A 13,616-nucleotide genomic window follows, 5' to 3' on the forward strand; every position below is an offset into this window, starting at 1 on the left:
GGGCGAATGGATGTGCTCCGGTCAGCGGCTGACCGGAATCAGCCCGCGGCCTTCTTGCTCGAGGTCGCGCTCTTGGCCTTGCTCGACGGCGAAACGCACAGCGGCGACTGCACGTCGGTCTGGCTCAGCAGCGGGCAGACGGTCTCCTTGGAGAGCTTCCAGCGGCCGTTGTCGAAGACGATCGACGCGTCGATCTTGGTCGGCGGGTTGTTCGGCAGCTTCACCTCGACCTTCACCTTGGCTCGGTTGGGCCCGGCCTTCAGGATCGGCTTCTTGATCTCGTAGGTGACGTCCGGGTTCTCCTTCTTGGCCTTCACCAGCTGCGTGAAGAGGTTCGGGTCCACCTCGGAGCCCTCGACCAGGTCGGTCTTGGCCGCCGGCTTGATATTCGGATCGAGCGCCTTCTGAAGCATGTCGTTGAGTGCGGCGACGCCGGGAACCTTGTTCGGGTTCGTCATCTCGGCCTCGGTGCCGGTGGCCGCACTGCTCGTGGCCGCGGCGCTGGACGTGGTGGCACTGGGCACGGGCGGAGCGTCGGAGTTGTCGTTGCCGCCGCACGCCGCGGTCGCGGCGATGGCGCCGGCAAGCACGGCACCGGTCACGATTCTGCGAATGTTCACCGAAGTAGTCCTCACATTGGGGTCGGATTCCAGCGGGCCCTCCCAGACCCGAACTCAGACCACTATGCCAAAGAGCCCGCGATCCGCACACTCGCTCAGGCCGGTATCGGGTGACTTCTCAGCTTGGTCTCATCTGTCTCGCCAGCCCCACCGCGAGCTGCAGACACGATCGACGCGGGATGCAAGAATCGAGACCATGAGCACACGTCAGGTCGTGATGATCACCACTGGCGGCACCGCCGCCTCGCAGACCACCGACGACGGGGCCGTGCCGGTCCTGCACGCGGCCGACCTCGTCCCGGCGACCGCCGACGACGTCCGGGTCGCACCCGTCGAGCTGATGGCCAAGGACTCGTCGGCGATGACCGTCCGCGACCAGTTCGCAATCGTCGCAGCGATCGCCGAGGCCTTCGCCGATCCCGCGGTCGCCGGAGTGGTGGTGACGCATGGAACCGACACTCTCGAGGAGACCGCCTACTTGGCGGACGTCTTCGCCGCCGACCCCCGCCCGGTGGTGTTCACCGGCGCGCAGTTCCCGGCCGATCACCCGCTCTCCGACGGTCCGGCCAACATCGCCGCCGCGGTGGCGCTGGCGGCCGACGCGGACTCGCGCGGACGCGGTGTGCTGGTGGCGATCGGCGGCCGGGTTCTCGGCGCGCGCGGCGTGTTCAAGACCTCGACCACCGAGGTCACCGCATTCGACACCGTCCATCCCGACCTGCCGCGACCGCTGGTCTCGGACACTCTTCCCGAGGGCAGGCCGGCCCGTGTCGACCTGCTCGCGCTCTACCCCGGCGTCTCACCCGGCACCATCGCGTCGGCGGTCGCCCAGCGGGCGGCGGGCATCGTGCTGTCGGCGACCGGCTCTGGCAACACCCATCCCGACATCACCGCCGAGGTGAATCTCGCGGTGCAGCGCGACGTGGCGGTGGTCGTGTCGACCCGGGTCCCGTACGGCCCGGTGGAGCCGACCTACGGTGGTGGTGGCGGCGGCGTCGATCTCGTCCGGGCCGGCGCGATCTTCTCCCCGTGGCTGCGGGCGCCGCAGGCGCGGATGGCCCTCATCGCCCTGCTCTCCCGCGGCGCCGACGCCGACGCGATCGCCGCCTTCTTCGCGGCGTCGTCCCCCTGACCGCACAGCCCCAGCTGTACTGTCTAGTCCGGATCCCCCGATTCGGCGACCTCGTCCCAGGCGAGGCTGTCGAGCGGGTCCGCCCGCGTCAGTCTCGGCTCGGGCAGTCGGAAGGTCTGCGCGCGGCCCGGACCGGTCGCGCGCGTCTCGAACCGGACGGTCACGAAGCCGTGACCCCCGCCCTGCACCCATCCGTGGCCGTGATCGGGATGCGAGACGTCGGTACCGGTGGGCCAGTCGACGACGGGTTCGGCGGCGGTGTCCTCGTCCGGGACGCCGGGCGCACCAGTGGCCGCAGCCCCCGTGCCGGAGGGCGACGCGGAGTCACCGAGGTCACCGAGATCGGGAAACAGCGTCTCCTGGTGAGTGTCCGACAACCCGGAGTATCCGACGCCGACCAGGCGGATCGGCCCCACCTCCAAGGGATCGAGCATCACCCGGTGCGCCGCCGCGGTCAGCGCATCGAGGTCGGTCGTCGGCGCGGGCAGAGTGGTCGAGCGGGTCAGGATCGACATGTCGGAGCGGCGCAACTTCACCACCACGGTCCGCGCGCCGCGGCCGTCCGCCAGCAGCCGTCGATGCGCATGCGACGCCGCGCCCGAGACGGCCGCCCGGAGTTCGGCCGCGCGCACGATGTCGACCGCGAAGGTCGATTCGGCGCTGATCTGCTTCGCCTCCGCCCGCTCGGTCACCGGGCGATCGTCGATCCCGCGCGCGAGCCGGTGCAGCGACGGTCCCGCGGTGGCGCCGAGGACCGAGGCGACCTCGACATCCGAGAGCGCTGCCAGGTCGCCGATGGTCTCCACTCCCAGCCGAGCCAGTCGGTCTCCGGTCACCGGGCCGATCCCCCACAGCTTGCGCACCGGCAGCGCTTGCAGGAAGTCCAATTCCGTGGACGGCGGAATCACCTTGGCCCCATCGGGTTTGGCCATTCCGGAGGCGATCTTGGCGATCTGTTTGCCCGAGCCGAAGCCCACCGAAGCGGGCAGCCCCGTCTCCTCCCGGATCGCGGCGCGCAGCCGGTGGGCGAAGTCGAGCGCGTCGGCGGCGGTGGCGCCCGCGAGCTCCTGCGGTTCGCCGAACGCCTCGTCGAACGAGAGCGTCTCGATGACCGGGACGAAGGTTCTCACGAGTCCGAAGACGCGGCGGCTCACCACCGAGTACACCGATCCGCGCGGCGGAACCACCACCGCGGAGCCGCCGACCAGCCGCCGCGCCTGATGCATCGGCATCGCCGAACGGGCACCAAACGTCCGCGACTCGTAGCTGGCTCCGGCCACCACGCCGCGGCCACCGGTGCCGCCGACGAGCACCGGACGCCCGGCCAGGGTCGGCCGCGTGAGCTGCTCCACCGACGCGAAGAAGGCATCCATGTCGATGTGCAGCACCCAGCGCGCGCTGCGCTCCCCGCCGGCGGTGCCGGGTGCGGAGTCAGTCACGGGGACGGCGGCACAGGGCCAGCACTCGGGGATCGGTGGTGACGAAGCGGTCGACCTCTTCACCCGCGTCGCAGCGCAGCAGCGCGATGGTCGCCGAGTCCGGCCGCAGCGACACGACCTCCCACTGCGCGCCGTTGTCCTCCCAGCGCTGGAGTCGCTCGAGATCGTCGCCGCTCATGGCCCGATTCTATCGCCGGCCCCGCGGGCGTACTCTCGGCAGACGTGCCTTTCCTTCGATATGCAGCATTGGGCGACTCCTTCACCGAAGGAGTCGGGGACCACGACCCGCAGCGGCCGAACGGAGTCCGCGGCTGGGCGGACCGGGTGGCGGCCGAGTTGGCGCGGCTCGAGCCCGGCGCCGAGTACGCCAACCTCGCCATCCGCGGTCGCAAGCTCGAGCCGATCGTGGCCGAACAGGTGGAGCCGGCGCTCGCACTCGACCCGGATCTGATCACCCTCTACGCCGGCGGCAACGACATCCTCCGGCCCAAGGTCGACATCGACGCCCTGCTCTCGACGTACGACGCCGCCGTGGCGCGACTGACCGAGTCCGGTGCGCGACTCGTGCTGTTCACCGCGCACGATCCGGGCGGCTGGCCCCTCTTCAGCGCCCTTCGCGGGCGCTTCGCGATCTACAACGAGGGCGTCCGCGAGATCGCCGACCGCCACGGCGCCACCATCGTCGACTTCTGGCGGATCGACGACTACCGCGACGTCCGCCTCTGGGACTTCGATCGGCTGCACATGTCGGCCGCGGGCCATCAGCGCATGGCGATCGCCGTGCTCGACGCGCTCGGCGTCGAGCACGGCCTCCGGCCGCTGGAGCAGGCCCCGCTCCCCGACCTGTCGCCCGCCCGCCGGCGCGCCGAGAACCGGCGTTGGATCAGGGAGTTCGCCGTGCCGTGGATCGGCAGACGCCTGCGCGGCACCTCCAGCGGCGACGACCTCTCGCCCAGGTTCCCGGAGATGACCGCGCTCGGCGCGTGAGCCGAGCGGCGACTACGCCTTCTCGATGTCGGCGGTGACGCCGTCTCCGAGTTCGATCGCCCCCGGTCGGTCCGAGGTCACGTCGAACGCGGTCGCCAACACCTCGCCGGCGATCATGTCCGAATGACGCCTCGCGGTCTCCACCCGCTCCTCGGGCACCGCCAGGCGCACCGAGATGCGGTCGGAGATCTCCAGCCCGAGGTTGCGGCGCGCGTCCTGCAGTTCGCGGACCCGGTCCTTCGCCCAGCCCTCGGCTTCGAGTGCGGGCGTCACCGCCGTGTCGAGGACCACCAGACCCGCCCCGCCCGGCATCTCGGCGGTCGAATCGGGTGCGACGGCGACCAGCTTCCGTGAGAACTCCTCGCCCTTCAGGACGATCCCGTCGGCGACGACGGTCTGTTCGCCGGTCTCCGGATCGGTGCCGAACTCCCAGTCGCCCGACTTCACCGCCTTGATCGCGCGCTGGACGTCCTTGCCGATCCGCGGCCCGGCCGCTCGTGCGTTCACGGCCACCTCCACGCGGCCGACGGCGTCGACGTCGGTCGAGAGCACGACCTGCTTGACGTTCATCTCGTCGGCGATCAGATCGGTGTACGGCGCCATCCGTTCGGCCGCGGGCGCGGCGACGGTCAGCGCCGGAAGCGGGAGACGGACGCGCAGCTTGTTGGCCTTGCGGACACTCGACGCGACCGAGCACACGGTCTGCACCTGATCCATGGCCGCCACCAGTTCCGTATCGGAGGGCAGCTCGTCCTCGGCCGGCCAGTCGGTCAGGTGCACCGACCGTTCACCGGTCAATCCCCGCCACATCGCCTCGGTGGCCAGCGGAAGCAGCGGTGCGGCGAGCCGGCCCGCCACCTCCAGCACCGTGTACAGCGTGTCGAAGGCGTCGGGGTCGGTGTCCTGGCCCGCCCAGAACCGGGCCCGCGACCGCCGCACGTACCAGTTGGTCAGCGACTGGCAGAACTCACGGAAACTCTCGCAGGCGCCGGCGATGTCGTAGACGTCGAGCGCCGCGGTCATCTCGTCGCGCGTCTGGGCCAGCTTGGCGAGGATGTAGCGGTCGAGGACGTGCTGCGAATCGGTGCGCCACGTGGCCGGGCGCTCCGCGTACAGCTGCAGGAAGCTGTATGCGTTCCACATCGGCAGCAGAGCCTGGCGCACTCCCTCGCGGATGCCGCGCTCGGTGACCACCAGGTTGCCGCCGCGCAGGATCGGCGAGGCCATCAGGAACCAGCGCATCGCATCGGAGCCGTCGCGGTCGAATACCTCGTTGACGTCGGGGTAGTTGCGCTTGGACTTGCTCATCTTCTGACCGTCGTCGCCGAGCACGATGCCGTGTGCGGCCACCGTTTTGAACGCGGGGCGGTCGAAGAGGGCGGTGGCCAGCACGTGCAGGTTGTAGAACCAGCCGCGGGTCTGTCCGTTGTACTCGACGATGAAGTCGCCCGGATTGTGCGCCAGCTGATCGCCGCCGCCGTCGAACCACTCGGTGTTCTCGAACGGGTAATGCACCTGCGCGTACGGCATCGACCCGGACTCGAACCAGCAGTCCAGGACCTCCGGCACGCGTCGCATCGTCGAACGCCCGGTCGGATCGTCGGGATTCGGCCGGGTCAGTTCGTCGATGTGGGGCCGGTGCAGGTTCTCCGGCCGCACCCCGAAGTCGCGCTCGAGCTCGTCGAGACTGCCGTAGACGTCCACCCGCGGGTACGCCGGATCGTCGGAGACCCATACCGGGATCGGCGCTCCCCAGAAGCGGTTGCGGCTGATGTTCCAGTCCTTGGCTCCGGCGAGCCACTTGCCGAACTGCCCGTCCCGGATGTGGGCCGGCGACCAGGTGATCTGCTGGTTCAACTCCAGCATCCGGTCCTTGATCTCGGTGACGGCGACGAACCACGACGGCACGGCCATGTAGATCAGCGGCTGGCCCGACCGCCACGAGTGCGGGTAGGAGTGCTCGATGGTCTCGTGCCGAAGGATGCGGCCCGCCGCCTTGAGATCTCTGATGATGTTCGGGTTGGCGTCGAAGACCATCTGGCCCTGGTACGGCGGCACCAGATCGGTGAAACGGCCGCCCGGATCGAGCGGCTGCACCACCTCGATGCCGTTGGCGGTCGCGACGTCCATGTCCTCCTCACCGAAGGCCGGCGCGAGATGGACGACGCCGGTGCCGCTGTCGGTGGTGACGTAGTCGGCCAGCAGCACCACGTGCGAGGCGGGGTGGCCGAGGAAGAAGTCGAACGGCGGTCGGTAACTCAGCCCCGCCAGTTCCTTGCCGAGGTACACCCCGACCGTCTCCGGTTCGCCGAGTTCCTTCGCGTACGCACCGACAAGAGCCGAGGCCAGCAGGTACTCGTCGCCGTCGGCGGTCCGCACATGCGAGTACTCGGTCTCGGGATGTACCGCGATCGCCAGGTTCGACGGAAGGGTCCACGGCGTCGTCGTCCAGATCAGCGCGTTGACGCCGTCGAGCGGTGATCCCGGCGCGGAGAGCGGCATCGTCACGGTGACCGCCGGATCCTGGCGCATGCGGTAGGCGTCGTCGAGCTTGGACTCCTGGTTGCTCAGCGGCGTCTGCTCGTACCAGGAGTACGGGAGCACGCGGTATCCCTGGTACACCAGGCCCTTGTCGTGCAGGCGCTTGAAGGCCCACATGACCGACTCCATGAAGTCCAGATCGAGCGTCTTGTAGTCGTTCTCGAAGTCGACCCAGCGGGCCTGCCGGGTGACGTAGTCGCGCCACTCGCCCGTGTAGCGGAGAACCGAGTCGCGGCAGTATTCGTTGAACTTGTCGACGCCCATCGTCTCGATCTCCGATTTATCGGTGATCCCGAGTTGCCGCTCGGCCTCGAGTTCGGCGGGCAGACCGTGGGTGTCCCAGCCGAATCGGCGGTCGACCTTCTTACCGCGCATCGTCTGGTACCGCGGGATCACGTCTTTGACGTAACCGGTGAGCAGGTGGCCGTAGTGCGGAAGTCCGTTGGCGAAGGGCGGACCGTCGTAGAACACGAACTCCGGTGCGTCCTCGCGATTGGCGATCGACGCCTTGAAGGTGTCGTCCTCCGCCCAGTACTGCAGGACGGTCTCCTCGACCTGGGGAAACGACGGCGCTCCCCGCCCGGTTCCGTCGGTCAGATCGACGATCGGGTAGGCGCGCGCCGTGGTGCTCTGCTGTGATTCGGGGGTCGTGTCGCTCACGCGCTGCTCCTCGTGCCTGGTCTTCGCCGACGCTCTCGTCGGCCCTGTGGGCACGGGGACGCGACTGTGTGGACTCGCCTGAGTTCACGGTCTGCGCGCGGTACCACCCCGCTTGCACGCCCGAGGGGCGTGCCTCTCATCGTGACGGCTGTGTCGGGCCGCACCCGCCCGGTTCTACTGAGACCCAGCGGGTCCGTTCTTCCGGGAGCTCACCGGTGATTGCCGGGTCGTCGCTGCGAACAATCAGTCTACTGCACGGGGCCCGACCGCACCGGGCCGGGAGGTCTGCTCGGGCGGTGGCTCAGTCGTCGGAAGGGTCGCTCTTCGGTGACCGCCCGCCATCGTCCTCGGTGTCGTCCCAGACGAACTGCATGGCCGGCAACTCGGGGTCCGACGACCGCACCACGATGTCGTCCGTCGGATCGCCGGCCAGACGCCGCCGCCCGACATATGTCTCCGGCAGCGCGTCCGCCTGCGGTGCACTCGTCTCCGGTGCGCCGCTCTCCGCTGCTGCCGACGGCGCCGGCTGCTGCGGAGTCTGCGCAGGCCCCTGCGGAACCGGCTGCGGTCCCGTGCGCGGCCCGCTCGCCGACTGCACGGGGAACGACCCCGTCGAGCGGAGGTAGTCGTTGACGTCTCCGTCGCCCTCGGGAGCGCGCTCCGCACCCGGCTGCGGAGCGGAGAATCCGCCCGACAGAGCGGACAGTTCGCCGTTGCCCGGATCGGTGGGCACTTCCGAGACGGGTTCGGGTGTGGCCGAGACGATCGAACCGAGACCCGCCGACTCGCCGCCGCCGACATCGCCCGAGTCGACGGGCACGTGCTCACGAGCCGGACCCTCGTCCTCGGCGTCGAGGGGCTCCTCGCGCGCCGCGGATTCACGCCCGCGGATCGTGAACAAGGGCTCGTCCTCGGCGCCGGCGCCACCGCGCCGGTTGGCCCGCAGTGTGTCGATGACCAGAAGGATCAGGCCGACGACGCAGACCGCCACGCAGGCGATCGCGAGCGGGAGATTACTGGTCACCAGTGCGACCACCAGAAGGCCGAAACCGACGAGGGTGGCGGCCAGCGCAAGGCTCAGCATGTCACCCTCGTCGGTTCGGGGAAGATGTGCGTGTACACGTCGGTGTCAGCCCCAGATCAGCTCTGCGAGTATCCGCCCTCAGCGGCATAACTCGCCTGTCCGTTCTCCACCGGGGCGGCACTGCCGCGCTGCTGGAGTTCCTCGAGCTGCGACTCCAAGTACGTCTTGAGTCGAGTGCGGTACTCGCGCTCGAACGTCTTGAGCTGCTCGATGCGGCCTTCCAGCACCGTGCGCTGCTGGTTGATGGTCGTCATGATCTCGGTGTGCTTCTGCTCCGCGTCGCGCTGCAGGAAGTCCGCGCGTTCCTGCGCCTGGCGCACCTGGGTCTCGGCCCGGGTCTGTGCATCGGCGAGGAGTGCCTCGCTGCGCTGGCGAGCGTCGGCGAGCGTGGCGTCGGCGTTCGACTTCGCCTCGGCCACCATCGCGTCCGAGCGCTGGCGAGCGTCGGCCATCAGGCTCTCGGCCTCGCTCCGGGCGCTGCCCGTGACTCGGTCTGCGGTGTCCTGGGCCAGCGCCAGCACACGTGCCGCACGCATGCTGGCCTCTTCGTCAGCGGCGGGAGCCGGCGCCGCGGCGGGCTCCGGTGCGGGCGCGGGAGCAGGCTCCGCGACGGCCGCGAACGCCTGAGTGCGATCCGGGGCACCGGAACGCGCCTCGTCGAGTTCGGTCTCGAGTTCGCCGACGCGCTGCTTCAGGTCGTTGTTCTCGTCGATCAGCCGTGCGAGTTCAGCCTCCACGAAGTCGAGGAATTGATCGACCTCGTCCTCGTTGTAACCGCGCTTGCCGATCGGCGGTTTGCTGAACGCGACGTTGTGCACATCAGCTGGTGTGAGCCGCATTTCTGCCTCTCCCCTTAGGTCATTTCGCGTGTTGATTTCGTACACGCCGTCTTCTGGCACGGTCAGCCGGAACGTAGGTCCGCACAGGCGAACACGAACTGCCCCAATCTTGATCGCGTTTCTATTAATACCAGTACCACTACGCAACTAGCGTGTCATCTCGTCACACCAGGACCAAGGCGTGTTGTCTGCCCGCGACCCGTTCGCAATCGAATCTAGGCCGAATCATCGGGTCACCGTGGACTTCGTAAATGACACGCTGAGGCAGCAGAATTGGCGTTGCACACCGACCACCAGCGACTATTCGATTAATCACATTCGTGGAAGTCACGTGGTGTGGATCGCGAAGCCCAGAACCACCCGCATCAGGATCGACAACACGATCAGCACGATCATCAGCGAGAGGTCGAGCCGCACCGGCCCCAGAGACAGCGGCGGGATCAGTCTCCGCAGCAACTTCACCGGCGGATCGGTCAGTGTGAAGACGAATTCGATGACGACCACGCCGGGCCCGGACGGACGCCACCGGCGCGCGAAGGACTGCACCAGCTCGACGACGAAGCGGCCGAGGAGCAGCAGAACGTAACAGAACAGTACGAAGTACAGGATCCAGAGGAAGGTGCTCACCCCTCAAGGGTGCCTGATAACCGTGCAAAACGCCGCGCCGCCCCGGAAACGACCGGGGCGGCGCGGCGGACGACGACGAGCTGCGGCTCAGGACTGACTGTAGAAGCCGCTCTCGGCGATGCGGCGACGCTCCTCCGGGCTGACGTCCACACCGTTGGGCGAGAGCAGGAAGACCTTGGTGGCGACCTTGTCGAACGAACCGCGAAGCGCGAAGACGAGGCCGGCGGCGAAGTCGACCAGACGCTTGGCCTCGTCGTTGCTCATATCCGCCAGATCCATGATGACCGGGCTGCCGTCGCGGAACCGTTCGCCGATCGTGCGGGCCTCCGAGTAGTCGGCCGGCCGCAGCGTCGAGATCTTCTTCATGGCACTCTCCGACAGCGGGTCGTTGTCGACCTGGGGGTCGAGCGCGACGGCGTTGGCGCCGCGCACCGTGACGTTGGACGAGCGATTCAGCGGCTCGAGCCTGCGGACCGACTCCACGTCGGGCGAGCGGCGGGCGCCCACATACGGGCGATCCGACTCGGCGCGTACCGCGAAAGCGCGGTCGTCGGCCGAACGGGCGAACTCCGCCTCGCGGTAGGCCGGTTCGCGGTAGCGCGGCTCGGCCTCTCCGAACGGTTCGCGGTACTCCGGCTCCCGGTAGTCGGCCTCGCGGTAACGGGATTCGCCCCGGTAGTCCCGCTCGCGGAACTGCTCGTCGCCGTAGAAGGCGTCCTCGCGGGTCCCGTTGCTGCGGTACTTCTCCATGTACGCACGCTCACGTGCCGACATGGCCGGCTGGTCCTCGGGGTCGGCCAGGTAGTCGTCCTCGAACTCGCTCGGGGGCACCATGCCGAAATATGCCTTGAACTTCTGCATCGTCGTCATTACGAGCCTTCCTGAACGGTGAAGTCATTGCGGGTGGATGGGCGCTACACCTGATCGCTAGTGGTTCTGTTGTGACCAGTGTGACTAAAGCGAGACTATCGGCCGCGTCCCCATAATTGCGGTTCCGACACGCACACACGTCGATCCGTGCGCGATCGCCGCTTCGAGATCTCCGGACATCCCCGCCGACAGCTCGACTGCGTGCGGGAACCGTCGCAGGAAGTCCGCGCGGATCCGGGCCAGCCGCTCCATGGCCTCGTCGGGGTCCGCTCCGAGCGGGGCTATGGCCATCAGTCCGTCCAGGCTGAGCGTGTCCGGCGAGGCGAGCACCCGTTCGGCGGCCGGAGCCAGTTCCGCCGGGGCCAGACCGCCGCGCTCCGGATCGCCGTCGAGGCTCACCTGCAGCAACAGGCCCAGCGTCCGGTCCCGGTCGCCCGCCTCCAGAGCGCGCGCCGATGCGCCGTCGAAGGCCTCGATCAGTGGGAGGGAGTCCACCGAATGCACGCGGCGTGCCCAGCGGGCGATACCGCCTGCCTTCTTGCGCTGCACCCGTCCGATCATGTCGACGGCGAAATCGACGTCCACCCGCGCACGGACCGCCGCTGTCTTGCGCCCGGCCTCCGGCTCACGGGACTCGCCGAACTCGCGCACACCCAGGCGCAGAAGCCGCACCACGTCGTCGGCCGGGAAGTACTTCGTGACGACGAGCAGGCCGATCTCGGCCGGATCGCGTCCGGCCGCGGTCGCGGCGGCCGCGATGCGACGCGCGGTGGCTGCCAGTCCGTCGGCGAGCTCGGATGAGCGGGGATCCCGCTCGTCGGTCACCGCCGCGCTCCGGCGCTGTCCATCCAGATCACTGAAGCCAGGCGGCCGGTCGGCGCGCCGCGCCGATGGCTGAACAGCGACGTGTCGCTGATCGTGCAGCGCGGGTCGACGGCCACCGCCGACACACCGGCCTCGAGCAGTTGACGCCGGATACCCGCACGCAGGTCGAGCCCGGGCGTCCCAGTGGAGGTTCGGCACGAACTGCCCGGCAGATGCCGTTCCACATCGGCCTGCATCGCCGCGGGCACCTCATACCGTTCGCCGCTCGCGGCCGGGCCGAGGAAAGCCCCGATCCGTTCCGGCCGCGCTCCCAGCCGGATCATCGCGCGCAATGCCTCCGGCACGATACCGATCCGGGCACCGACGCGACCGGCGTGCACGGCGGCGATCACCCCCGCCTCGTCATCGCTCAGCAGCACCGGAACGCAGTCCGCGGTCAGCACCGCGAGCACCAGGTCGCGCTGGTCGGTGACCAGGCCGTCGGTAGCGGGCACCGGTTCGGCGACCGGCCCGTCGACCACGGTCACGTTCCTCGTGTGCAGCTGCTCCATCCACACCACCCGGGCGGGCTCCACGCCGAGATCCCGGGCTAACCGCTCCCGGTTGGCCGCCACCGCGGCGGGGTCGTCGCCCACGTGATCGCCGAGATTGAACGAGTCGTACGGTGCCGCGGAGACGCCGCCGGCGCGCGTGGTGACCGCGCGCCGGACGACGAAGGAATCGTCAGCCGCCATCACTTCATGAAATCGGGAACGTCGACGTCATCGTCGTCGAGCCGCACCGAGTTGCGGCGGGGCGTCGGCTCGCCGAACGGGTTGCCCGAGCGCTCCCGGGAGGTGCCGAACAGCGGGTCCTTCGCATCGGGCTTGGCGGTCTCCCCCGCCTGCGCCTGCGCGACGCCGGCATTGCTCGCCGTGGCGGCGTGGGCGCCCTGCTGCCGCTTGGACGGTGCGCCGGCGTCGAAGCCCGCGGCGATCACCGTCACTCGAACCTCGTCGCCGAGGTTGTCGTCGATGACCGTGCCGAAGATGATGTTGGCGTCCTCGTGTGCCGCTTCCTGCACCTGCGAGGCCGCATCGTTGATCTCGAACAGACCGAGGTCGCTGCCGCCGGCGATCGAGATCAGCACACCGCGTGCACCCTCCATCGACGCTTCGAGCAGCGGCGAGTTGATCGCCGACTCGGCCGCCTTGCGCGCCCGGTCCTCGCCGCGCGAGGCCCCGATGCCCATCAGCGCACTTCCCGCGTCGCTCATCACGCCCTTCACATCCGCGAAGTCGACGTTGATCAGGCCCGGCGTGGTGATGAGATCGGTGATGCCCTGCACGCCGTTGAGGAGGACCTCATCGGCACTGCGGAAGGCGTCCATCAGACTCACCTGCGCGTCGCCCAGGTGCAGCAGGCGGTCGTTGGGGATCACAATGAGGGTGTCGCACGACTCGCGCAGCGCCGCGATGCCCGCCTCGGCCTGGTTGCCACGTCGCTTGCCCTCGAACGAGAACGGGCGGGTCACGACACCGACGGTCAGCGCGCCGAGCTTGCGGGCGATCGATGCGACCACCGGCGCACCGCCGGTGCCGGTGCCGCCGCCCTCGCCCGCGGTCACGAAGACCATGTCGGCGCCCTTGAGGAGTTCCTCGATCTCGTCCTTGGCGTCCTCCGCGGCCATGCGGCCGACATCCGGATTGGCGCCGGCGCCGAGGCCTCGGGTCGACTCGCGGCCGATGTCCAGCTTCACGTCGGCATCAGAGATGAGCAGGGCCTGCGCGTCGGTGTTGATGGCGATGAACTCGACACCCTTGAGCCCCTGCTCGATCATGCGGTTGACAGCGTTGACGCCACCGCCGCCGATGCCGACGACTTTGATGACGGCCAGATAATTGTGCGGTGGCGTCATGATGCCTTCCTACTTCGAACAAACCCTAAAGCTCAACCATAGGGTTATAGTTATGTCAAGTACTGGTGTTGAAGACGACGGTATTGATCGCGGCG

At 68.9% G+C, this 13,616-nt stretch carries 13 protein-coding genes; 2 read left to right on the plus strand and 11 right to left on the minus strand.

Annotated elements, in window-relative coordinates; all coding sequences use genetic code 11:
• Nucleotides 1-38: 38 nt before the first annotated feature.
• Nucleotides 39-620, minus strand: coding sequence for a WKL family lipoprotein (locus ACZ5QD_RS07125; RefSeq protein WP_006895344.1), 582 nt, complete (start codon nucleotides 618-620; stop codon nucleotides 39-41).
• Between the two features lie 196 nt (nucleotides 621-816).
• Here ACZ5QD_RS07125 and ACZ5QD_RS07130 point away from each other — a divergent pair, with 196 nt between their 5' ends.
• On the plus strand, nucleotides 817-1,752 hold the full coding sequence (locus tag ACZ5QD_RS07130; RefSeq protein ID WP_006895343.1) for an asparaginase: 936 nt from the start codon (nucleotides 817-819) through the stop codon (nucleotides 1,750-1,752).
• Between the two features lie 23 nt (nucleotides 1,753-1,775).
• Here ACZ5QD_RS07130 and ACZ5QD_RS07135 read toward each other — a convergent pair whose 3' ends face one another.
• Together ACZ5QD_RS07135 and ACZ5QD_RS07140 are read right to left on the minus strand one after the other, a co-directional pair.
• Nucleotides 1,776-3,125 carry a DNA polymerase IV gene (locus tag ACZ5QD_RS07135; protein WP_045537446.1) on the minus strand — a complete coding sequence of 450 codons (1,350 nt, stop codon included), beginning with the start codon at nucleotides 3,123-3,125 and terminating at the stop codon, nucleotides 1,776-1,778.
• A gap of 58 nt (nucleotides 3,126-3,183) precedes the next feature.
• Nucleotides 3,184-3,369, minus strand: coding sequence for a hypothetical protein (locus tag ACZ5QD_RS07140; protein WP_006895341.1), 186 nt, complete (start codon nucleotides 3,367-3,369; stop codon nucleotides 3,184-3,186).
• Nucleotides 3,370-3,413: 44 nt separating this feature from the next.
• Between ACZ5QD_RS07140 and ACZ5QD_RS07145 the strand changes: the two genes are divergently transcribed.
• The gene (locus ACZ5QD_RS07145; RefSeq protein WP_039866949.1) at nucleotides 3,414-4,178 is read left to right on the plus strand and encodes an SGNH/GDSL hydrolase family protein; all 765 of its coding nucleotides are present in this window, start codon (nucleotides 3,414-3,416) and stop codon (nucleotides 4,176-4,178) included.
• A gap of 12 nt (nucleotides 4,179-4,190) precedes the next feature.
• Here ACZ5QD_RS07145 and ileS read toward each other — a convergent pair whose 3' ends face one another.
• The 8 genes from ileS to ftsZ all read right to left on the minus strand — a co-directional run bounded on the left by ileS (nucleotide 4,191) and on the right by ftsZ (nucleotide 13,521).
• On the minus strand, nucleotides 4,191-7,379 hold the full coding sequence (ileS, locus tag ACZ5QD_RS07150; RefSeq protein WP_062366730.1) for an isoleucine--tRNA ligase: 3,189 nt from the start codon (nucleotides 7,377-7,379) through the stop codon (nucleotides 4,191-4,193).
• A 301-nt stretch (nucleotides 7,380-7,680) separates the two neighbouring features.
• Entirely contained in the window at nucleotides 7,681-8,463 is a 783-nt protein-coding gene (locus tag ACZ5QD_RS07155; protein WP_278124003.1) for a hypothetical protein, read from the minus strand.
• A gap of 56 nt (nucleotides 8,464-8,519) precedes the next feature.
• Nucleotides 8,520-9,302: a DivIVA-like cell division protein Wag31 gene (gene wag31 / locus ACZ5QD_RS07160; protein WP_006895337.1), complete on the minus strand. Its 783-nt coding sequence runs from the start codon at nucleotides 9,300-9,302 to the stop codon at nucleotides 8,520-8,522.
• A gap of 327 nt (nucleotides 9,303-9,629) precedes the next feature.
• Nucleotides 9,630-9,929, minus strand: coding sequence for a YggT family protein (locus ACZ5QD_RS07165; protein WP_006895336.1), 300 nt, complete (start codon nucleotides 9,927-9,929; stop codon nucleotides 9,630-9,632).
• A gap of 87 nt (nucleotides 9,930-10,016) precedes the next feature.
• Nucleotides 10,017-10,799, minus strand: coding sequence for a cell division protein SepF (locus ACZ5QD_RS07170; RefSeq protein WP_278124005.1), 783 nt, complete (start codon nucleotides 10,797-10,799; stop codon nucleotides 10,017-10,019).
• A gap of 84 nt (nucleotides 10,800-10,883) precedes the next feature.
• Complete coding sequence (locus ACZ5QD_RS07175; RefSeq protein WP_278124007.1) at nucleotides 10,884-11,624, minus strand: YggS family pyridoxal phosphate-dependent enzyme; 741 nt, start codon at nucleotides 11,622-11,624, stop codon at nucleotides 10,884-10,886.
• The gene (gene pgeF / locus ACZ5QD_RS07180) at nucleotides 11,621-12,358 is read right to left on the minus strand and encodes a peptidoglycan editing factor PgeF (protein WP_006895333.1); all 738 of its coding nucleotides are present in this window, start codon (nucleotides 12,356-12,358) and stop codon (nucleotides 11,621-11,623) included. The genes ACZ5QD_RS07175 and pgeF overlap by 4 nt, the downstream gene beginning before the upstream one ends.
• The gene (gene ftsZ, locus ACZ5QD_RS07185) at nucleotides 12,358-13,521 is read right to left on the minus strand and encodes a cell division protein FtsZ (protein ID WP_006895332.1); all 1,164 of its coding nucleotides are present in this window, start codon (nucleotides 13,519-13,521) and stop codon (nucleotides 12,358-12,360) included. The genes pgeF and ftsZ overlap by 1 nt, the downstream gene beginning before the upstream one ends.
• Nucleotides 13,522-13,616 lie beyond the last annotated feature (95 nt).

The sequence above is a fragment of the Gordonia sp. J1A genome (genome assembly GCF_055393515.1).

What these genes read in the sequence shown, in the direction of transcription:
- ACZ5QD_RS07155 (WP_278124003.1), bottom strand. Translation starts at nt 8,463, where the DNA reads ATGCTGAGCCTTGCGCTGGCCGCCACCCTCGTCGGTTTCGGCCTTCTG.
- ACZ5QD_RS07140 (WP_006895341.1), bottom strand. Translation starts at nt 3,369, where the DNA reads ATGAGCGGCGACGATCTCGAGCGACTCCAGCGCTGGGAGGACAACGGC.
- ftsZ (WP_006895332.1), bottom strand. Translation starts at nt 13,521, where the DNA reads ATGACGCCACCGCACAATTATCTGGCCGTCATCAAAGTCGTCGGCATC.
- pgeF (WP_006895333.1), bottom strand. Translation starts at nt 12,358, where the DNA reads ATGGCGGCTGACGATTCCTTCGTCGTCCGGCGCGCGGTCACCACGCGC.
- ACZ5QD_RS07170 (WP_278124005.1), bottom strand. Translation starts at nt 10,799, where the DNA reads ATGACGACGATGCAGAAGTTCAAGGCATATTTCGGCATGGTGCCCCCG.
- ACZ5QD_RS07135 (WP_045537446.1), bottom strand. Translation starts at nt 3,125, where the DNA reads ATGGATGCCTTCTTCGCGTCGGTGGAGCAGCTCACGCGGCCGACCCTG.
- ACZ5QD_RS07130 (WP_006895343.1), top strand. Translation starts at nt 817, where the DNA reads ATGAGCACACGTCAGGTCGTGATGATCACCACTGGCGGCACCGCCGCC.
- wag31 (WP_006895337.1), bottom strand. Translation starts at nt 9,302, where the DNA reads ATGCGGCTCACACCAGCTGATGTGCACAACGTCGCGTTCAGCAAACCG.